The sequence below is a fragment of the Paenibacillus sp. 1781tsa1 genome, assembly GCF_024159265.1.
GTDB lineage: Bacteria > Bacillota > Bacilli > Paenibacillales > Paenibacillaceae > Paenibacillus.
The window spans coordinates 376,883-397,446 of sequence record NZ_JAMYWY010000001.1; the positions used below are offsets into that span (position 1 = coordinate 376,883).

Here is a 20,564-nt window from a genome sequence, read left to right on the forward strand (position 1 = left end):
AAGGAACGGTTAGAAAGGGGAGGGTGAAGATGCGTAAGCTGAGTGAAGTGTTGATCAAGTCAGGTGCAGAAATCTATCGGGATATTATTCCGGTGGCCTTGTACAGTGTCGTTAGCTCCATCGTATTGGTTCCCATTCTGATGTTTGCTCCACTGCCAATCGCGGTGCTGCTTCTGGCCTTGATATATATGCCCATCCTGTTCGGTGTCAGTTATGCCGTACATCACAGGCTGGAACGCAAGGAACGCCGCAATGGGCTTAAGGATATCTGGTTCGGAACGGTGAAGGGAATGATCCCCGGAGGATCAGTAGGTGTACTTTTCGCCGTGCTTGGCTTCATTCTCTGGTCAACCTGGTGGTATTACGGCGGACAGGGCGGGATTACAGGTACAGCAGTGAGCATGTTCCAAACCTTCTTCGTCCTCATGGCGCTGATGTCACAGTTCTATACTTGGCAGCTTGTTTTACAAAAAAACATGGGCATCCTTCAGGCGATGGGGGAAAGTGTAAAGCTGTTCTTCCGTCACCCGGGGTATACGATGGGCGCTTGTTTTCAGGCCATGTGCCTAACTGCTTTGCTGATGCTGACGGTTGTTGGCTTTGGAGCGCTGTTCGCGGGCATGTTTGCCATCTATCAGCATAAGGTGGCTCTCAATGTGCTGGAGCCTGAAGAGGAACCTGTCGTAACAGGTGGTAACGATCACCAGCATCCAGGGTGGATCAGCCAGGGGAATGTGTAATGGGTCGGTTGAATGGGGGCGGGCAGATTCCGGCTGTAAAAACGGGAGTTGACCTTCTGTCGAGAGGGTTATCGCATCCATGGTTAACAGGTGCTCGAATCGGTCTAATTACGAATCCGACTGGAATTACAGCGGATTTTGTATCGACTATAGATGTGTGCGCAGGACTGGATAATGCCGAGCTTACAGCGCTCTACGCCTGTGAGCACGGACTGGATGGAGAACTTCAGGCGGGTGTCAGATTCGGAGACATGCGTCACCCACGTCTGGACATTCCGGTGTTCAGCCTGTATGGAGATCACAAGAAACCTACGCCTGCAATGCTGGCTGGAGTCGATACGGTGCTGTTCGACATTCAGGATGTGGGCGTTCGTTATTACACGTATGTCTCAACCTTGTTCTATATGATGGAGGTCTGCGCTGGAGCAGGCAAACGTATGCTGATTCTGGACCGTCCCAATCCGCTGGGTGGAAACGTTGTGGAAGGCGGTGTACTAAACGCGGGGTATGAATCACTCGTTGGCGCTTGGCGTGTCCCTGTACGTACCGGATTGACGGTAGGTGAACTCGCCCTGATGGTCAACAGCGAGATGGATGTACCTTGCGAATTGGACGTGATTGCGATGGAAGGTTGGCAGCGTTCCATGAGGTTCACGGATTGCCAGCTTCCCTGGATGTTGCCCTCCCCCAATATGCCTACACTGGATAGCGTGCAGGTATATGCGGGCACATGCCTGTTCGAAGGCACTAATGTATCGGAGGGCAGGGGCACGACCCGCCCATTCGAGTGGATTGGGGCACCCTGGGTTGAGGGTGAGCGTTTGGCGGAACGATTTCGGGAATACAAGCTGGAAGGTGTGCATGTGCATCCGGTGTACATGTCGCCAACATTCTCCAAACATGCAGGTGAGCTGTGTGGTGGCGTAAGGATCTTTGTAACGGACAGCAGGAAATTCCGGGCGGTAGAGACGGGGCTAGTGCTTTTGCATGAACTGGTTTCACTCTATCCGGAGCAATTCTGCTGGTTAGAGCCACCAGAGCCGGGTTCGAGGTACTTTATCGACCTGCTGGCAGGGGGGAAGGCAGTCAGGGAAACCATTCATGACCGGGCGGAATTCGTTCGTTTAATGGAAGCGTGGAATGTACAGGCAGCAGAATGGAAGGAGCGGCGAAAGCCATTTTTGTTATATCCATAAACGGATGTTTGTCATCGGAAGGAGGCATGAAATGAGTGGGCAAAAAGAGTTATACCAGTCTCATCTGAGACAGATGACCTTGCGTGAGAAAGTCGGGCAAATGCTGCTTTGCGGCTTTCATGGCACTGAAGCTGCTGGCGATGTGGAATCCTTTCTCCGAAAGTATCCCATTGGTGGGGTGATCTATTTTGCGCGCAACGTTGAGTCGCCAGAGCAGGTAGAGCGGTTATCGTCGGGGCTACAACAGATTGCTAGAAGCAGCGGTAATCTGCCGCTCTGGATATCCATTGATCAGGAGGGTGGCATGGTTGCCCGAATCACCGAAGGGATAGCCTTGATGCCGGGACAAATGGCCATTGCCGCTGCCGGTTCCATAGACGATGCGTATCAGGCGGCATATATCAGTGGATTGGAGCTAAAATCCATGGGCATTAACATGAACTTTGCTCCAGTATTGGATGTGAACAATAACGCTGCGAATCCGGTCATCGGTGTACGATCATTCGGCGAATCTTCACAATCCGTTGCAGAATATGGGGCTAGAACCATTGCGGGAATACAGGACGCCGGGATTGCAGCGACAGCCAAGCACTTCCCGGGGCATGGGGATACGGACACCGATTCTCATCTGGACCTGCCGATCATCACTCATGATCGTGATCGGGTAGAGCGCCTGGAGTTGATTCCATTCCGAGCTGCCATCGCCGAAGGTGTTGATGCCATGATGTCAGCGCATATTTATTTCCCTGCACTGGAGCCAGAGCGTCTGCCCGTAACGCTATCGCAAAGCGTATTAAGCGGTCTACTTCGCCAGGAACTGGCTTATGAGGGCATGATCGTGACAGATTGCATGGAGATGGATGCTATTGCTGTGAACTATGGCACGGTCGATGCAGCTGTGATGGCGGTAGAGGCCGGAGCGGATCTGGTGTTAATTAGCCATACGGCTAAGCTTCAGGCAGAGGCTTTTGAAGCGTTGCTAGCAGCTGTGAGGAGCGGGCGGATTAGCGAGAGACGCATTGATGAGTCGGTGAATCGTTTGCTGATGTACAAGGCGAAACGTGGTTTGTTGGAGAGTGGAACGGGCGGTGCAGATGATGAAGTGAATAGTGTATTCTCAAATGCACCCTCCCTGAATTCATCAAAGGATCTTTCACATTCCAGCGGGTCTGAGCGAAACAGTTCATTACACCAAGAGGTTGCTCGCCGTATTAGTGAGAACAGTATCACACTGGTACGCGATCAGCTGAATATGCTGCCTTTGAAGCCGGAACGCACGCTGGTCATAACGGTTGCCACGTCCGTGACGACGATTGCAGATGAACAGCTGAGTCAGACGTTCACCTTGGGCTCAGCTTTATCCAAGTATAGTCTGGATGTTGTTGATCGGGTGGTCACGCCCGAGGAAGTTGCCATTCGTTCCGCACGTCTGCTTCAAGCGGCAGAAGAGGACGACATTCGGCAGATTGTGGTAGGGACCTACAATGCGGGAAGTCCTTCCGGTGATCCACAGTGTCGACTGATCGGCTGGTTGCAGCAACTGGGCAAGCCATTGGCAGTTGTGGCATTGCGAAGTCCCTATGATCTGCTCGCAATTCCGGATGCCCAAGTCTATGTAGCGGCTTACGAGAGCCGGCCACTTGCCATGGATAGCGTCGCTCAGGCGCTGATGGGACGCATTCCTTTTGCGGGGAAACTTCCTGTGACGATAAAGTAGACGGATGTTGAACGAACGGATGGAGGGTTGCCAGACAGTGATGAGAATATGGTTACTCGCCTTTTGCAGGATGTAACAGAGATAAATGTTGGATGAGTGAAGTGGAATTATGGGACGTAAAAATGAAAACATATACTGCGCAAAGAGACGATCCTTCATAGGACCGTCTCTTTGCTCTATATATACGAATAATTATAAATTATTGCAATTGCAATGCTTTGGCTGTCTTGGCCTCAACTTGATCCAAAAGTGAAGTCATGTCCATACCTGCGTGGTTACCGAGCAGGATAATCGTGATATCATCGGACAGATTACGTGAAAAGGCTGTGGCGAACCCGCCGCCACTACCGTTGTGGAAGACGGTACGGTTTGTGCCCTTCTCTTTGAGAATCCAGGCGTAACCATAGTTTTTATCGGAGTAAGGCTTATACATCTGTTCAATCGTATCCTGGCTTAGAATCTTGTCCGTATACAGTGCACGATCCCATTTCAGCATATCGTCTACTGTGGAATAGATGGTTCCTGATCCGGATTGAGAAACATAATAAGGAGCAGTTACCCAGGCGTTATCTTTTTGAACAAAACCACTAATCGTATGCACTTTACGGGAAGCCTCTCCCGAATCTTTCATGCCAAGTGGCTTCAGGATCGTTTGCTGTACGTAATCGGCATAACTCATGCCGGATACCTGTTCAACGACGTATGCAAGCAAAACATACCCACTGTTGCTATATAGATAGGCACTCCCCGGTTCAAACTTCAACGTTTTGTGGCGAATCTCTTCTACAGTCTCTTCCATGGAAGTTCCTTCACTCCGACCAAATGCGGATGGCAGACCTGAAGTCTGGGATAACAGCATATGCAGTGTGATTTGATCTCCCTTCGGAATGCCGGAGATATACTTGGAGATTGGATCTTGCACATTAATCTTGCCTTCCTCCACGAGACTCAGAATGGACGCGGCCGTGAAGGATTTGCTCAGCGATGCGATTCGGGTCTTCTGATCCGGGCGATTCAGCGTCTGTTCATCGGCAAGTCCGTAGCCTTGTCTTAGCAGAACTTCACCATTGCGGGCAATCAGTGCCATACCTGGATAGTTGATCTCGCGCAGATACGTATCTACGCTGGCAACTTCACTGTTCAGCAGGCTGACTTGATCCGTGAACATATTCACACTCATCTGACCCGTAGCTGTACGTTGGACCTTGATATCTGCCTTAATTGCATTAGCCATGGCCCGGACAGGCACCATCAACGTACCATTAATGGTACGTGAATTCACACCTGTAGCGAGATTAACCTGGTTTACCTTAATGGAGTTGCTGCCAGCCTGATGGACCAGCTTGTCTCTGCCAACGGTAATGGTAGCTATCTTGGTACGATTATCCCATTTCAACGTGCCTTGAACGGATGTGACTACATCCCGCAATGGAACAAACGTTGAGCCTTTGATGATAAGTGGTGCGTTCTTCCAGGATTGCTGCTCACCATTCACTTCAATGTGAACTGCTTGCGTTGTCTGGGCTGCGGCTGCCGTGATACCGGCTTGTCCCAGAATCGGGCCTGCGCACAGGATGAACGCTAACAGGATACGGAACATGGATGAATATACCGTGGAAACAGGTTGTTGCATGTGTGACTTACGTAAGATTTGAATCCTCCCCTTCCAATCGTTTCATGAATAGACAACTTATGAGCATTGTAAACGATCTCGCTTAGAGGGTCAAAACGATTAGCGGATATATTTCATATCATCTGATCAAATCATTTAAGTTAAATTTGTACCAATTTAGTATCTATACATAATATTTTTACAGCGATTGTCCGATAAAAGGATGGGTGAAGATTATGATGGGGGATATTTATATGAAGAAAAGGATTCGAAATTGGTTTACTTTAACCGTAAAAAAACGCCTGATCGCTGCATTGCTCCTGTTCCTGATTGTACCGAGCATTACCGTTGGTTGGTTGTCTTATCAAAAAGCTGCTGACCAGGTTAAGCAGGAAATTATTCGTTCCGCACAGGCCAAAACAGAAATGCTTAGTCTGCAGATAAATCAAATGCTGGATATGGAGAAGGATAACGCAGCGCAGATGGCTGCGGGTGTTACTTCAAACGATATCATTAATAAATCCCCTGCACTTCAAAGGCAGATGGATCGGATGTCTCAGAATCATAAGGAATTGGGTGTACTCACCGCAGGTGCGGACGATGGCAGCTGGATGAAATCTCCAGAATCCGAAGAACAGAATTATGATCCTCGAGAGCGTTCATGGTATAAGATGGGCATGTCTCAGGATGAACCTGTAATCTCAGATACATTCCAATCGGCTTCAACGGGTGAATGGGTTGTGACCGCGGCGGCCAAGCTAGCTGATGGCAAAGGGGTATTCGGGGCCAATGTCAGTCTCAATCATCTGAAAGAATCTGTAGATCAGATACGTATTGGTAAAGAAGGAAAACTGTACATGCTGGATAACGGGGGTAAGTTCCTGTTCCATTACAATATTGAATCCGGTACACAGTCGGATGAACCTTACATCAATGAGATGTATACGAAAGAAAGCGGAACCGTGAAGTATACATATGATGGTCACGAAGTGGAAGCTGTGTATTTCACCAATCCGGTGACAGGCTGGAAAATTGTTGGTGAGATGGTTCCTTCCGAAGCAACTGAAGCCGTAATGCCTATTTTGATTCGTTCCATTACAATTGTGGCATCTGCAATGGTTATCGGGTTGATTCTGCTTGTTTTCATTATCCGCAGCATTCATCGGCCATTACTGCAATTAACACAGGCAGCATCGAAAGTAAGTGCCGGTGATCTAACCGTTCGGGTAGGTTTGCAGCGCAAGGATGAGTTCGGACTGCTTGGAGAAAGCTTCGACACGATGACGACTTCACTACGTAATGTGCTTGGAGAGGTACATGATACGTCCAGCCAGCTGGCGGCATCTTCGGAAGAGCTGATGGCAAGTTCCGAGCAGACATCAAAAGCCACAGAACAGGTGGCTGAACTGATGCAGGATGCAGCTGCAGGAACGACTTTGCAAAACAGCAGTCTCGCTGCTACAGGCCAACTTGTGGGCGAAATGTCCATTGGAGTCAAAGAGATCTCATCAAGTGCTGAAGACACCGCCCGTATCGCTCTTGATGCTTCCACCAAGTCGGAAGCGGGTATGGTGACAGTGGAAGAAGCGGTTACCCATATTCAGCAGGTGAATGACGAGAGCAAAGCCATGTCTGTGGTCATTGAGGATCTGCGCGCGAAAAATGAAGAGATTCTGGTGATTGTGGCCGAGATTACGGCCATTGCGAAACAGACGAACATTCTCGCCTTGAATGCATCCATTGAAGCTTCAAGAGCTGGCGAGCAAGGGCGAGGATTCGCTGTTGTAGCCAACGAAGTGAAAACACTGGCTCACAGTTCAGGCGCTTCAGCCGAGCGGATTAATGAGCTTATGCATGAGATGCAGGAGAAAACCAATGCGGTGCAATCCACTTTTGCCCGTACGGGAGAAGGTATGGTGAAGAGTTCGCAGATGGTTACAGAAGCGGGCGAAGCATTCCATAACATTCGTACTGCTGTACAGTTGGTGGCTGCGCAAGCTGGAGAAGTATCCGCAGCTTCCCGTCAGATTGATGGCGGCATGAGTCATATTAACAAAGCAGTAAGTGATACAATGGTTCTGTCGGACAGAATTGCCTCTGGAACGGAAGATGGATCGGCGGCGGCTCAAGAGCAATTGGCCACAATGGAAGAGGTGGCAGCATCTTCGGCAGCATTGTCGCGTATGGCTGAAGATCTGCAAAGCATGATTGAACGGTTTAAGTTGTAATCGTGATTGAAGTGAGTCAATGAATGAAGATAAATGTTTAGGGAAGGTGCTGAGATGCGCTTTCTGCGATGAGACTGCAGGGTTGCGACCCTGCGGTCTTTTTCTGTTGAACAGGTGTGTCCGTTATGTTTTCAAACACAGTATCCTTTTCAGTAATGTTGACATATTATAAACAAAAATATATTATGTCTATAAATAAACAAACAAAAATACAAAATAGATGATTAATATTCGGTTGAAATGACCATAACAATGATAAAAAGGAGCTTTGCCATGAAATCATCGGAATCCTGGTTGCAAACCGCTTCATTAGAAGAGATCAAGCGTGGTTATCTGGAGGAGGGTGCTGCCTATACATGCGTCTGCTGCGGATACAGGACGGAAGAGGGGATTATCTACCCTGATGAAGGGGTGCTCTATGAGGCAGCACGTTATATGCGAGTGCATATTGAGAAGGTCCATGGATCGGTATTTGAGTTTTTGCTGGAGCTGGATAAAAGCGTAACCGGATTGTCCGATGTCCAGCGTGGCTTGCTGGCCCAGTTTCATGAAGGGAAGAAGGATGCTGAAGTACAGAAAGCTCTTGGTATTGGGAGTGCCTCCACAATCCGGAATCATCGGTTTGTATTGAAGGAGAAGGAACGGCAGGCCAAGATATTCCTGGCATTAATGGAACTTCTCAAAAGCAAGGATACCCAGGCTCCAGCCGAATGGGTGTCGCCGGTGACAAGACATGGACATACGATCCATCCTGGCTCATTTGATATTACAGAACAGGATCGGGAGAAGGTGCTAAACAAGTATTTTCCAGAGGGTACCGGCGGTCCGTTGACGACGTTTCATATGCAGCAAAAGCATAAATATATCGTGCTCACCGAAATTGCCAAACGATTCGAGACAGAGCGCCAATATTCCGAAAAACAGGTCAATGAGCTGCTGAAGGAAGTTCATGATGATTACGTGGAAATACGGAGGTATCTCATCGACTATGGTTTGCTGGAACGTGAACCAGACGGCAGTCAGTATTGGCTGGGAAGCCGCGCAGATCAACAGAGCGCCGAAGTTGGAAAACAGGAGCGCAAAGAAAAGGGGGAGCAGGAGAAAATGAATCGTCGCAAAGAATTGCAGGAACAGGCCAAAGAAGTCAAAACGGAAGCGGGCGTCTACCAGATTCGGAATGAACGTAACGGCAAAGTTTATATCGACAGCACGCTTAACTTGAAAACCATTAACGGACAACGGTTTATGCTACAGATGGGTAGCCATCTGAATCGAAGGTTACAGGCTGAGTGGAATGAATATGGAGAGAATGCGTTTGTAATCGAAGTGCTGGAGACATTGAAGCCAGATGATAACCCGTATTACGATCCCAAAGATGCACTCGCCAAATGTCTGAACCGTTGGTTTGAACAGTTAGAGCCCTACGGAGATCAAGGGTACCACGGAGATAAAAAGCAATCTGCTGAATAGGAGGGACATTTCCATTCTAGAATGCCCGTTCCTTATAACTCAAATATAACCCAAAAGCCCCTTTGCCAATATGATGGCAAAGGGGCTTTTGGTGTTACGGAGGTTACAGCTTGAATTGTTCCACCAGCTTCTGCAGCTTATGAGCCAGATGGGCAAGGGAATCAGCAGAGGAAGATATCTCCTGCATGGACGCCACCTGCTCCTCCGTAGCAGCGGAGATGTTCTCTGTTCCATCGGCATTGGTTTCCGATATCGCGTGGATCTGATCAATCGATTGCACCACTTCTGCTGTACTTGCAGACATCTGCTGTGAGGCAGCCGCAATGTTCTCAAGCTGATGATTGACGACTCCGACGGCCTGACTAATCTGGGCAAAAGCTTCATCTGCAAACTGAACGGCACGGATACCGTTGCTAACATCCTGTTGCCCGACCTGTACATTGTGATTGGCCAATGAAATCTCCTGTTGAATCGCTCCAACCATCTCTACAATCTTCTGGCCGGACAGGCTGGATTGTTCTGCGAGCTTGCGAACTTCGCTGGCAACAACGGAGAAGCCACGTCCATGCTCACCTGCACGAGCTGCCTCAATGGAAGCATTAAGCGCGAGCAAATTGGTCTGTGCAGCAATGTCTGTAATGACTGAAACCATCTCGCCAATGGATGTGGAATGCTGTCCAAGTCGTCCAGCAGTATCTGCCATACCTTGCACGAAGCGACTGACGGAATCCATCTCGGATACGGCCGTCTGCATCGTGGCATTTCCTTTATCTGCAAGCTCACTGGCTTGCATAGCAGCTTCAGATACTTGCTGTGTGCTGTTCGTTACCTGTCCCACACCGCCAGCCAGTTCATTCATCTGCTGTGAGGTATGTTTCAGGCTGCTGGTTTGTTTCTCAAGTCCAGCTGCAGATTCTTCCGTGATCAGGGCAACTTGCTCTGTTGCTTTGGTTGTCTCCGATGAGTTGACTGCCAACTGTGTGGAAGAGGCGGTTAACTCGTCAGCCGTGTGTCGCACGTCCTGAATAACGGTTCGCAAGGATTCACTCATTTTATTGAAACTGGTGCTCAGCTTGCCGAATTCATCCTGTCCCAATACAGCAACCTCGATGGTCAGATTACCATTACTAATCTCGTCAGATGCCTTCACCAAGCGGTTCAGCGGTTTGGTGATGGATTGCACTATCCAGAAAATAATGATGGAGCTTACAGCGATCGCAATCGCAATAACGATAAGTGTGGTGTACAGGATAGGCCGGACAGATGCCGTTACTTCACCACTATCAATGACACCGACCACGGTCCAGCCCGTCGTTTCATTGGTGGCGAAAAAGGCGTGTTCCTGGCTTCCATTTAGCGTATAAGTCAGACTGCCGTTCTTCTGTGCAAAAATATCTTTATAGGGTTCCATGGTTCCTTCGGTTCCCGGTTTTTCGGTAGGATGTACAATGATTTTGTTGGCATTATCAATGATATAGACATAACCCTTCTCACCGATCTTTGTGGAATTAACCGTCTGGGAGAGAGCCTCAAGCGAAAGACTTACAGAGACGACACCGTGTCCATCTGCCGAGGTCTGAGCTACCGAAGCAACAACATTGCCGGTATTGCTTGATATGTAAGGGGTGATTACGGTAGGGACATCCTTGTTCTGCGTAGCAGCCTGATACCATGGGCGTTCGCGCGGGTCGTATCCTTCTTTGTTCACCGCTGTTACAGGGGAGTTAATATACACGCCTTGATCCGTGCCGATGGAGGCAAGTTCCACGTCATCATGGGTTTCCTTATACGCGTCAAGCAAGGTACGTATGGTATCCGTCTCGTCACCTTGGTTAGGTCCAACATTGCCTGCATCCAGCTGACTTGCCAAGAAATCAACATTCTTACGTGTTGCGCCAATGATCTGATCAATGGTCTGGTTGAGCACAGTAACATTGCTAATTGCGTTCTCATACATTTTCTCTTCGACCTTGGCCTCGGCTGTTTGGAACGAGATAATGCCCAGACTGATTGTGGGAATGAGTAGAACAATGGCAAATGACAGAATAAGTTTCTCTCTCATCTGCAGCGTTCTCCTGGCCCTTTGTTTATTAATCTTCTTCATACACATTCTCCCTCTGTGTAACTCATCCCCATGTCTAGTGGACAAGTCCAACTGTTAAAAGATATTTCGTTCCATTCTTTCCAAAAGTTTCTGGTGCTATCGTATGACAAAATTCGAGTTTATTCAACATTATTTATGAGTTTTACGAAAATATTTTTTGGTTTTATAGGTATTTAGGATTACATCTGTTCTGTAAAAATTAATCTGTCACTCCATTAGTGCACATCTTGTGGTATATTTCTGAATTAATGTGAAATGAAATTTTGCAAATTTCGAAATCCACAAGACATGTACCTGATCATGTTGAATACACAAAGAAGTTGTTTTCATGAAAAATGGACCTGAATGGATCTACATCCATATATATCGGTTGATGGAGACAAAAATTGGAGAGGGGTTGTACCGCAGTTGGACCAAAGTACACTACAGATATCTGGACAGGAGAACATGGAAGAGGTCCAGGATCATGCTACATTCATGCAAGGGGTCAAAGATTGTATCCCAACCCTGCTTGGCTATTTGAGTATAGGCTTTGCAGCGGGTGTCATTGAGATGACCGCAGGTCTGAGTCTGGCGGAAACGGCGCTACTCAGCCTGATTTTATATGCAGGATCGGCCCAGTTCATTGCAGCGGGCATGCTCGCATCGAATGGGTCAGCAGTAGCTATCATGTTCACCATATTTTTTGTGAATCTTCGTCATTTGCTGCTGAGTGCAGCTGTATCACCGTATTTTCGGCATCTAACCCCGCTTAAAAATATGTGGATCGGTTCATTACTTACGGATGAGTCTTTCGGTGTGGCAATGACACGTGCGATTGGCAGGGAAAGGCTCAGTGAACGGTGGATGCACGGTCTGAATATTACCGCATATCTGAACTGGTTCGTGGCTAATATGGCGGGAGCGTACTTTGGACGCTGGATCACCAATCCGGAACGACTGGGTCTGGATTATGCCCTGCCAGCGATGTTTATTGGACTGGTTGTACTCCAGTTGGTGCATCGTAAAAACAAAAAAATACACATTAATGTGGCCATCATCGCTGTGGTCTGTGTAATCTTCGCCAGCATGGCTTCACTGGGCAGCATGAGTGTCATTGTGGCTGCGGTCATTGCGGCAACGATGGGAGTGTTCATGGAACGATGGAAGTAAGATGGGATGTATTCTGGATTATTATGGGGTCGGCGCTGTTAACATTTATCCCGCGTGTACTGCCACTGATGCTGTTCAGCAAGATACAGATTCCAATGTGGTTGTTACGTTGGCTGGAGTATGTACCCGTCGCAGTCATGGCAGCATTGATTGGTCAGGAACTGTTCATGTCGGACAACCAGTTGGTGCCGATTACGCAAAATGCAGCTCTGTGGGCATCCCTGCCTACGATTGCAGTAGCCATCTGGACACGCAGTCTGCTTGGAACCGTATTGGTCGGTATTGTGGCTATGATGATCTTGCGATACTGGATCGGATAATAGCTTGGTTGTATTGTAACATCCGGTAATTCCTTCGCCTGATCGGTTAATACTGTTCTATAAAGGGCGGATAGCCTATCTGAGCGAAGGGAGCTGGATTCATGAGTGAACTGAAGCGCAAGCTGTTAATTACGGGAGCTGCCGGTGTCATCGGTCGCAGCCTGCTGGAGGGGCTGAGAGCCAAGGGTTCGTATGACATCGTTGCAGCTGATCTGCTTGAGGACAAGGAAGCTGGCATTGTAGCCATGGATGTGACAGATGGGGAACGCCTGAAAGAACTGATGAAAGGGGTTCACACCGTTCTGCACATTGCATGGGCTAAGGATGAGGAAGATTTTCTGGGCAAAGTTCTGCCGATCAACGTAACCGGGGCCTACCATGTGTATGAAGCAGCACGGTTGAACGGTGTTCAGCGAGTGATCTTTGCAAGTTCCAACCATGCGACAGGATTCTATCCTACAGGTGAGGATATTGAAGTGGACGATCCGTACCGACCAGACAGCTTCTACGGACTTAGCAAATGTTATATTGAACTGCTGGGACGTTATTATGTCGACAAATATGACCTGTCCTCCTTCAACATTCGGATTGGAAACTTCTCCGGTGATACATTCCCGCACTCGGAGCGCTCGGCTCATATCTGGATCTCACCAAGAGACATGGTCCAGCTCGCCGAGTGCTGTATTGAGGCGGATTCGGATATGAAGTACTTGAATCTGTATGGGACCTCGGCGAATACGGATAATTACTATGACATTGGCTACCTGGCGAAGAAGATTGGATACATTCCACAGGATGATGCAGCGGAGTTGTGGGAAGAGGCAAAACTTAGAGGCGTGCCCGATAAACAGGATGAGACAGCCTTCCAGGGCGGAGGCCATGTGGAGAAAGAACCGAAGGATTCATAAGAAGGCGACACTTTGTGATGAAAACGCTATTTTCTATTGTAGCCGAAAGGGATAAAATGGAGACTGAGGTGTTCAGTGTTTCCATTTTGCACAAGAGGAAGGAACGATTTCAATCATGAGTACAAGTCCATCCGTTATATTGTTTCAGGGAGACTCGATTACAGATGGGGGAAGATCACGCAATGATGATCCGAATCATTTTCTCGGTCACGGGTATGCGTATCTGATCTCCAGCAAACTGGGTATGGAACTGGCGGGCAAGGATAAGACGTTCTATAACAGAGGTATCAGCGGGGATCGGGCATCTGATCTGTACGCACGTTGGAATGAGGATACAATTAGTCTGAAACCAGACCTGATCAGCATCCTGATTGGGGTGAATGATGCTTGGCGCACGATGAATGGTGAAGCTAGCGGGGTAACGGATCGTTTCGGACGGGCGTATCGCCATTTGCTCGAAGAAACACGGGAAGTGATGCCGGATACGGGGCTGGTTTTGATGGAACCTTTTATCCTGAATACCGGAGCGACTGCTGAGAAATGGGAAGCCTGGGAGGCGTATATCGGTCAATATCAAAAACTGGCTCAAGGTCTTGCTGAAGAATTCGGAGCGGTGTGGGTGCCATTGCAGCAGACGTTTAATGATGCTCTGAAGCAGGCGGATGCAGCGTACTGGTTATGGGACGGCGTACATCCAACCGCGGCAGGCCATGAGCTGATTGCACGCCAATGGTTGTCTGTTGTACAGAATTCTCCGCTTGCGATTGTGTAACCCAAACGAATACTTAACAATATGAGATAGCTATCAAAAGCCTGTGGTAACAGGCAGAATGCAACGGAGAACCTGACTGAGGTTCTTCGTTTTTTTTTTGGTCAGGAAGGAGAAGGAAGTAACATCGTGGAAAGTGTTCTAATGGATAATTATTCAAAAATGCCATTATATCCGGTGAAATGAAATCGATTACATTATAATATAGGTATGACAATCCATTAACGAAGAGTGGTGAATCCAGTGGAAGATTCCATTCACGAAGTCGAAAATGAAAATATAAACCAACGTGGTACTGAGAGCAGAGCATTGAGTTCCTTAAATGCCGACAGACTCTTGGAGAAGTTATCCCGGCCTGAATTGGCTACGTTATACACAGACTTAAAGGCTTACGGTGAACGCGCCTTGAACGAACCCTTGCCTTCCTTATCGTTCCGTCTATACCGCCAGTTCAGTGAGACGGGTGAGCGGAAAGCTTATGAGCAAGCTTATTTCGATCGAAGGGGCAGGTTGGCTGCTGTGGCGATGCTCGCATTGGATTCAGCTAGGCCGGATGCACTGCAAGCGCTGGAGGAAATGTTGTGGGACGTGTGTGGTGAGTATACGTGGTGCTTGCCCGCACATTTGGGTACGGGAGAGGTCGATCAGGTGAATGGAAACATTGATCTGTTCGCCGCAGAGACAGTACATATGCTGGCAGAGATGGTGACCATTCACGCCGATCGGCTGGATCGTCTTGTCATAGAACGGATCAGGTATGAAGCAGAGCGACGAATCTTCGCCCCGCTTTACCGAGATCAGCAGAAGTTCCACTGGCAGACAGCGGATCACAATTGGTCGGCGGTCTGTGGTGGCTGCTGCGGCATGGCCGCATTGTTGCTGTCGGAGGATGAGACCACGCTAAGGGAATCGATCTCCCATACGGTCGGTTGTATGAACGCATTCCTGAGCGGTTATGGCGAGGATGGCGGCTGTGCTGAAGGCATTGGATATTGGGTATATGGATTCGGTTATTTCACCTATTATGCCGAGATGCTTCGTGAGTACAGTGAGGGTGAACTAGATCTGCTGACAGGTTCCAAAATAGCAGCCATCGCAGCCTTCCCGCTGCGAGTTCATCTGTCGGGCGGCACATTCGTGAATTATTCGGACAGTGCCGAGCAGGAAGAGATTCCTTCCGGACTACTCTCCCTGCTCGCGTCCCGGGTGGGGTTGCAGGTAGATCTGCCGCTTCATATTCCACTGTTTACCGATGATCCCTGTCATCGCTGGGCACATCTAGTGCGGAATGTGATGTGGAGCGATCCGGCAGTATATGGTGATGAAGGAGCCTCTGGACAGGTTGAACGTGGATTTATTTTTCAAAATCTGGGCTGGATGGTTGCGAAGGGTGTGCTTCATTCTCCGGGTAATCAACGTTCCAGCGGCGCGCCCCTTCATGTGGCTATTTCCGTTAAAGGCGGGCATAACGATGAACCTCACAACCATAATGATCTGGGTCAGTTCATTATCCATTGCGGTGGTGAGAATATCCTGTGTGATCCGGGAGCAGGGTTGTATACCCAAGCGTATTTTGCGCCAGGCAGAGAGCGCCTGTTCCACATCTCGTCATCCGGGCATAACGTTCCGCTCATTGAAGGGCAGGAGCAAAGCTCGGGCCAGCAAGCGCAAGCCCATGTGTTAGAGGCAAAACTGGCAGCGGATGGCGGTGAGCTGAATACAACATTGGATCTGACATCCGCATACCCTGGAGCTGCTTCACTGGCTCGTTATACACGTCAATTCCATTGGGCATTGAACCCTGACGGCAGTAGAGATGGAGCGGAATTGCGTCTGATTGACCGTTTTCAATGGAAGAGCAGGAGGGAGTCTTCGGCAGAACCATTCTCTTCGGCGGATGATTCAGATGCAGGATATTCAAGCGTTGTGGAACGATGGGTGAGCAGAGTGCAGCCTGAAGTGGTGAAGAGCGGTAATCTTCGCTGGCAAGGTGTACATGGAACGGTCCATATGGTGTATGATGCCAACCACTGGCAAGTATTTACGGAAGCAATGAACACCGTCGATCATGACAATGTTCCAGTCACATTCTATCGAACGTCACTATCATGGACAGGTGTGATTAATGAGACTGATGTTCGGATAGAAAGTTCTGATCTGATTGAAACGGTATGTGAGGTACACTTCAGCATTGAACCGAAAAATGGGAGAAACCGAGGTGAGCATACGTGAGTAAATATACATCTGCGTCCACATATCCATGGAAAGATGAACTCGAACGTTACCGTTCATTGGCAGAGCAAGCGGGCCCTCCTCCGGCAGACGGCTGGAATAGGGAGCGCAAGTTGGCACTTGTTGAGAGTGTGGTTCGCGCTTACACGCCATATCAGGACAGCCAGGGTGCAATTATCGACCCGTTCTCGGGTGTGGAGAGATATTATTCTACACCGGCCTATGCGATGGCTGCGGCAGTTCTGGTTGATGCGGGACGTACAGATCTGCTGGATTCCGCAGCGGTAGCCCTGTCACAGAGCATTGATGCCTTAGTCAATGGTAGCGCACCTGACAATCACCCTGATTTTTTTCCGGTGCTCATGATGAGAGCCTATATGTTGTTGAAGTCACATCTGCCTGAACAAGCACAGATCTGGGCTGAGGCACTCAAGACGATCCACCCTGAACAAGATTATGTATTTACGATGAGCAAGATGAACAATCCCAACCGCATGATTAACTGGAACGCTATTATGATCTCTGGCGAGTATCTGCGGTGGCGTGAACAGCTGGCGAATCAGGGTACTGCGTGGATGGATCGTTATCTGGAAGCCTATCATGTGCCCCGATTTACAGCACTCGGATTGTATCAGGATGGACCGCTGGATCGACCGAATTGTCCATTTTCCTATGATATTGCCACCCGTTATCACCTTGGGGTGATGCTTGAAGCTGGTTACGTTGGAACCACTGCCGATACGTTACGTGAACAGCTGCGCCATGGTGCCTTCAGCTCGCTACTGACGCTCTCGCCGCTAGGTGAGATTCCACCGCGTGGTCGTAGCTCCCAGCATCAGTGGAATGAAGCTGCCGCAGCTTATGTATGCTCCACACATGCAACGCAGGCTCTGGAGGCGGGAGATCCGGTGATGGCGGGTGCATTCGCACGTGCGGCCAATCGGTGTTTTGCTGCTGTTGAGCGCTGGAAGATGGATGATGGACGTTTGAAAATCGTGCGCAATGAATACTCGCCAGAAGATCGGCACGGGTATGAAATCTATACCAACCACACCTGTTACAACCTGTGGACAGCAGCAGCGCTGGCCCACGCTTGTCTCAGTGATCCGGGAGATGATGTGGGCGAAGTGTACCTTCCTTCCGAGGTGGGCAGTAGGGTTTTGCAGACGGATGGGTGGTTCGAAACTGTGATTGCTTCCATACCTGGTCAGCAACTGGTATTACACACGGCGATGAATGATCCGTATACGATCCCTGGTTTGGTACGGATTCAGCAGACGGGGTTACCTGGTCTGATTGGTCCTTCCGCTGCCAGTCATGTGCAGGCCGGATTCACGGAATTTGCCGAAGGGGTGGTCCGCCCGCTCAGCTATTGTCCTGCCTGGAAGACACCAGATGGGGTATGGCACAGTCTTGCAGAGGGTATTCCATTGGGTGGTACATATGATCGGGATGTTGGATTAGATCCTGCTCAGGGAGGTGGTTCCATTGTATATGAGAAGGTGGACCATGATACCCGGAACCAAGTGGAGCAGCATCTGGCGGAAAGAGCATCAGAAGATGGTGTTAATGCCTTGGAGAATTCTTTTGCCGTGACATGGGTCGGTCCATTACCTGGAATTGAAACATTGCGTACTCATTATGTGCAACAGGCAGACTTGCTGACTATAACGTATGAATTCGAAGGTGAGATCACGGCGGCAGGTGCACTCATTCCGTTGATGTTCCATGATGGCCGTGAACAGGCGGTGATTACTCATACGGATCAAAGCGTGCGAACGGAGTATCGGGGGGCCTATGTAGAATCTACAGCGCTGGATCAGGAAGCCATTATTCATCTGGAGGATCAGGCCGTGGCTTCCCGTAATGGGTTGCTGAAAGAAGCGAGGATTGAAGTGAACGGAGCACGTAGTCTGACCTTTACGGTCCGATTGGGCGAGGTTACACAGGAAGGCGTTTAGGTCGAGGATCATTAGACCTCGAAACATCTCGATGATAGTTAAACGTGTTATTCCTGGATGAATAAGTTGAGGTTGAACTGGAGCATCAAGCAAAGATGTCCGGTATTGAATCGAGGAGGGATATGTTCATGAACACATCAACGTCGGTAAAATGGCTGGAGGAAGCGTGGCAACAGGGAGCTGCCAAAACGATTCGGAATGCGAAGCGGATCAAGGATACATTTCCACATATCGCCCCGCAAGGGACGTATGACCGGAATGATCCGGAATGGTGGACAGCAGGTTTCTGGCCTGGACTGTTATGGTTGGTCCATGGAGATGCGCCGGAAAATGAAGCGGTCGCTCCGCTACATCGCATTGCCGAAAGTTGTGAGCGGCAACTGGAAGGTTGTCTACGTGATCCCGAATCGGTCGATCACGATCTGGGGTTCATCTGGCTGCTTAGTGGCGTAGCCAACTACCGCCAGACGGGCAGCACGGATGGACGGCGGCGCGGCATGCTCGCCGCCAACCTGCTCGCTGCCCGGTTCCATGTGCGCGGTGAGTTCATACGCGCCTGGAACTTCAGCTCGTCAGCAATGGATACGCGCGGCGTAGCCATCATTGACAGCATGATGAACCTGCCGCTGCTCTACTGGGCATCCGAGCAGAGCGGCGATCCTCGCTTCCGCTGGCTGGCGGAAGCACATGCGGACACCGTCGCGCGCGAATTTATCCGCGCTGACGGGTCCATCTGCCACGTGGTGGAGTTCGATCCACACACGGGGCAGAAGCTGCGAGAGCATGGCGGACAGGGCCATGCTCCAGGTTCCGCCTGGGCGCGAGGCACCGCCTGGGCGTTGCATGGGTTTGCGCTGTCTTTCCGGTATACGGGCGAAGCCCGATATCTGGAGACAGCGGAGCGTGCGGCCGATTTCTTCCTCGCCATGCTTGGCGAAGAGATCGTGCCGATGTGGGATTTCCGCGCACCTGCGGAGCATCAGGTGGCGTGGGATTCGTCCGCTGCGGCGATTGCCGCGAGCGGGCTTATAGAGCTGGCGAAGCTGTCGCCACGCGGGGAAACCTATGCTGCCGCGGGAGAACGTATCGTCCGCGGCTTGCATGAGAACTATAGCTCCGGCGACTCGGCAGCGGAAGAAGGTCTGATCATGCAGGGAACGGTGCATTACCCGGAAGGGCGAGGGCTGAATGTGCCGATTATATACGGCGATTATTTCTATATGGAAGCGCTGGCGAAGCTGCGTGGACGTGCGGGGTTATTTTAGAAAAAGAGTTAAGAACGATTTAGCATGTAATTAGTAGTAGCAACAATAACAAGCCATCATCACCTGTCCGCCTCACGTTGTATCCGATACGAGGAACGAACAATATTCCTTCTATTGGAGGCCGCGGACAGGCAGATGATGTGTAATATGTTTGATTGAAAAGAACTCGTCTCACTTCGAAGGCGTGCGTCTCAGGATAACAAAGTCGGCGGAAGATTGATCCGGATATCGCTGCGGAATAATCTCATGTACTTTGAAATCAGGGTAGTCGTAGAGATAATGGAACAGATTACGGTCCTGGATTGTATCAATCCCCGGGTTGCCGTTTTCTTTCAAACGGGTGTAAAGCACCACCCATGCTGTTGAGGAGTGCAGAATATCATAGAGGGTATTGCGAAAATCTGTTTCATCCGTGATGTGATATAACACATCCAGACAGACCGTCAGATCGGCTTGCAGGAAACCTCGGTTAATCCATAGGCCTGGTGTATACAGCATGAAGCTCTTGGACGAATCCTTGGCAAATTGGGAAGCACAACGCTTTACTGAAGAAGCCGCTACATCCACGCCCAGGTAGTCCTCATAATTCATGTATTGCAACTGGTTGCCATCCCCACATCCAAACTCAATGACACGATGAATCCCTTCACGTTGAATCAGTCCGTTCACGACCTCGGCCTTAAATTCAGCCAAAACCCCGTATGAACCCCTCCCGGAAGTTTCACCCGAACGATATGTTTCCTCCCAATACCCGATGTAATCAAAAGGCTGACGCATTATGTTTCCTCCAATCCTGTTAAAAGAAGTTCAAGACAGTCAATATACATAGGTATGCGCAATATTTGCAGGTATGATCGGTTGAAACAGGAATAGAAGATAAATTAATTTCC

Annotated in this window: 15 protein-coding genes; 12 read left to right on the forward strand and 3 right to left on the reverse strand. The window is 49.5% G+C overall.

Going from position 1 to position 20,564, the window contains the following annotated elements; genetic code table 11:
* The first annotated feature begins 29 nt into the window (after nt 1-29).
* From NKT06_RS01835 to nagZ, 3 genes are read left to right on the forward strand one after another with little or no spacing between them, the layout of a single operon-like run.
* Entirely contained in the window at nt 30-740 is a 711-nt protein-coding gene (locus NKT06_RS01835; protein WP_253429280.1) for a hypothetical protein, read from the forward strand.
* Nucleotides 740-1,936 carry an exo-beta-N-acetylmuramidase NamZ family protein gene (locus NKT06_RS01840; protein ID WP_253429282.1) on the forward strand — a complete coding sequence of 399 codons (1,197 nt, stop codon included), beginning with the start codon at nt 740-742 and terminating at the stop codon, nt 1,934-1,936. Before NKT06_RS01835 ends, NKT06_RS01840 begins: the two co-directional genes overlap by 1 nt.
* A gap of 31 nt (nt 1,937-1,967) precedes the next feature.
* Nucleotides 1,968-3,653 (forward strand): beta-N-acetylhexosaminidase, encoded by a 1,686-nt coding sequence (nagZ, locus tag NKT06_RS01845; protein ID WP_253429284.1) that lies wholly within the window; start codon nt 1,968-1,970, stop codon nt 3,651-3,653.
* A gap of 199 nt (nt 3,654-3,852) precedes the next feature.
* Here the strand turns inward: nagZ and NKT06_RS01850 are convergent, their stop codons facing one another.
* Nucleotides 3,853-5,286, reverse strand: a complete 1,434-nt coding sequence (locus NKT06_RS01850; protein WP_253429286.1) for a serine hydrolase domain-containing protein — start codon at nt 5,284-5,286, stop codon at nt 3,853-3,855.
* Nucleotides 5,287-5,519: 233 nt separating this feature from the next.
* Here NKT06_RS01850 and NKT06_RS01855 point away from each other — a divergent pair, with 233 nt between their 5' ends.
* Together NKT06_RS01855 and NKT06_RS01860 are read left to right on the forward strand one after the other, a co-directional pair.
* The gene (locus NKT06_RS01855) at nt 5,520-7,493 is read left to right on the forward strand and encodes a methyl-accepting chemotaxis protein (RefSeq protein ID WP_253429288.1); all 1,974 of its coding nucleotides are present in this window, start codon (nt 5,520-5,522) and stop codon (nt 7,491-7,493) included.
* A 273-nt stretch (nt 7,494-7,766) separates the two neighbouring features.
* Entirely contained in the window at nt 7,767-8,963 is a 1,197-nt protein-coding gene (locus NKT06_RS01860) for a DUF2087 domain-containing protein (protein ID WP_253429290.1), read from the forward strand.
* 103 nt (nt 8,964-9,066) lie between these two features.
* On the opposite strand, the gene NKT06_RS01865 is transcribed toward NKT06_RS01860, so the two are convergent.
* Complete coding sequence (locus NKT06_RS01865; protein WP_253429292.1) at nt 9,067-11,025, reverse strand: methyl-accepting chemotaxis protein; 1,959 nt, start codon at nt 11,023-11,025, stop codon at nt 9,067-9,069.
* A 489-nt stretch (nt 11,026-11,514) separates the two neighbouring features.
* Between NKT06_RS01865 and NKT06_RS01870 the strand changes: the two genes are divergently transcribed.
* The 7 genes from NKT06_RS01870 (at nt 11,515) to NKT06_RS01900 (ending at nt 19,674) form a co-directional block, all read left to right on the forward strand.
* Entirely contained in the window at nt 11,515-12,219 is a 705-nt protein-coding gene (locus NKT06_RS01870) for an AzlC family ABC transporter permease (protein ID WP_253442334.1), read from the forward strand.
* Complete coding sequence (locus NKT06_RS01875) at nt 12,210-12,539, forward strand: AzlD domain-containing protein (protein ID WP_076319591.1); 330 nt, start codon at nt 12,210-12,212, stop codon at nt 12,537-12,539. Before NKT06_RS01870 ends, NKT06_RS01875 begins: the two co-directional genes overlap by 10 nt.
* A gap of 110 nt (nt 12,540-12,649) precedes the next feature.
* Complete coding sequence (locus tag NKT06_RS01880; protein WP_253442336.1) at nt 12,650-13,447, forward strand: NAD-dependent epimerase/dehydratase family protein; 798 nt, start codon at nt 12,650-12,652, stop codon at nt 13,445-13,447.
* 115 nt (nt 13,448-13,562) lie between these two features.
* Nucleotides 13,563-14,219, forward strand: coding sequence for an SGNH/GDSL hydrolase family protein (locus NKT06_RS01885; RefSeq protein WP_253429294.1), 657 nt, complete (start codon nt 13,563-13,565; stop codon nt 14,217-14,219).
* A 240-nt stretch (nt 14,220-14,459) separates the two neighbouring features.
* A complete protein-coding gene (locus NKT06_RS31835; RefSeq protein ID WP_253429295.1) occupies nt 14,460-16,448 on the forward strand; it encodes a heparinase II/III domain-containing protein in 1,989 nt (662 codons plus the stop codon).
* Nucleotides 16,445-18,409, forward strand: coding sequence for a glycosyl hydrolase (locus NKT06_RS01895; RefSeq protein WP_253429297.1), 1,965 nt, complete (start codon nt 16,445-16,447; stop codon nt 18,407-18,409). Before NKT06_RS31835 ends, NKT06_RS01895 begins: the two co-directional genes overlap by 4 nt.
* Nucleotides 18,410-18,537: 128 nt before the next feature.
* Nucleotides 18,538-19,674 carry a glycoside hydrolase family 88 protein gene (locus NKT06_RS01900; RefSeq protein WP_253429299.1) on the forward strand — a complete coding sequence of 379 codons (1,137 nt, stop codon included), beginning with the start codon at nt 18,538-18,540 and terminating at the stop codon, nt 19,672-19,674.
* Between the two features lie 171 nt (nt 19,675-19,845).
* Here NKT06_RS01900 and NKT06_RS01905 read toward each other — a convergent pair whose 3' ends face one another.
* On the reverse strand, nt 19,846-20,451 hold the full coding sequence (locus tag NKT06_RS01905) for a methyltransferase domain-containing protein (protein ID WP_253429301.1): 606 nt from the start codon (nt 20,449-20,451) through the stop codon (nt 19,846-19,848).
* Between the last annotated feature and the right edge of the window lie 113 nt (nt 20,452-20,564).

Coding starts and splice junctions, on each gene's coding strand:
- NKT06_RS01840 (WP_253429282.1), top strand. CDS start 740: ATGGGTCGGTTGAATGGGGGCGGGCAGATTCCGGCTGTAAAAACGGGA.
- NKT06_RS01905 (WP_253429301.1), bottom strand. CDS start 20,451: ATGCGTCAGCCTTTTGATTACATCGGGTATTGGGAGGAAACATATCGT.
- NKT06_RS01885 (WP_253429294.1), top strand. CDS start 13,563: ATGAGTACAAGTCCATCCGTTATATTGTTTCAGGGAGACTCGATTACA.
- NKT06_RS01900 (WP_253429299.1), top strand. CDS start 18,538: ATGAACACATCAACGTCGGTAAAATGGCTGGAGGAAGCGTGGCAACAG.
- NKT06_RS01865 (WP_253429292.1), bottom strand. CDS start 11,025: ATGAGAGAGAAACTTATTCTGTCATTTGCCATTGTTCTACTCATTCCC.
- NKT06_RS01835 (WP_253429280.1), top strand. CDS start 30: ATGCGTAAGCTGAGTGAAGTGTTGATCAAGTCAGGTGCAGAAATCTAT.
- NKT06_RS01875 (WP_076319591.1), top strand. CDS start 12,210: ATGGAAGTAAGATGGGATGTATTCTGGATTATTATGGGGTCGGCGCTG.
- NKT06_RS01860 (WP_253429290.1), top strand. CDS start 7,767: ATGAAATCATCGGAATCCTGGTTGCAAACCGCTTCATTAGAAGAGATC.
- NKT06_RS01855 (WP_253429288.1), top strand. CDS start 5,520: ATGAAGAAAAGGATTCGAAATTGGTTTACTTTAACCGTAAAAAAACGC.
- NKT06_RS01870 (WP_253442334.1), top strand. CDS start 11,515: ATGGAAGAGGTCCAGGATCATGCTACATTCATGCAAGGGGTCAAAGAT.
- NKT06_RS01850 (WP_253429286.1), bottom strand. CDS start 5,286: ATGCAACAACCTGTTTCCACGGTATATTCATCCATGTTCCGTATCCTG.
- nagZ (WP_253429284.1), top strand. CDS start 1,968: ATGAGTGGGCAAAAAGAGTTATACCAGTCTCATCTGAGACAGATGACC.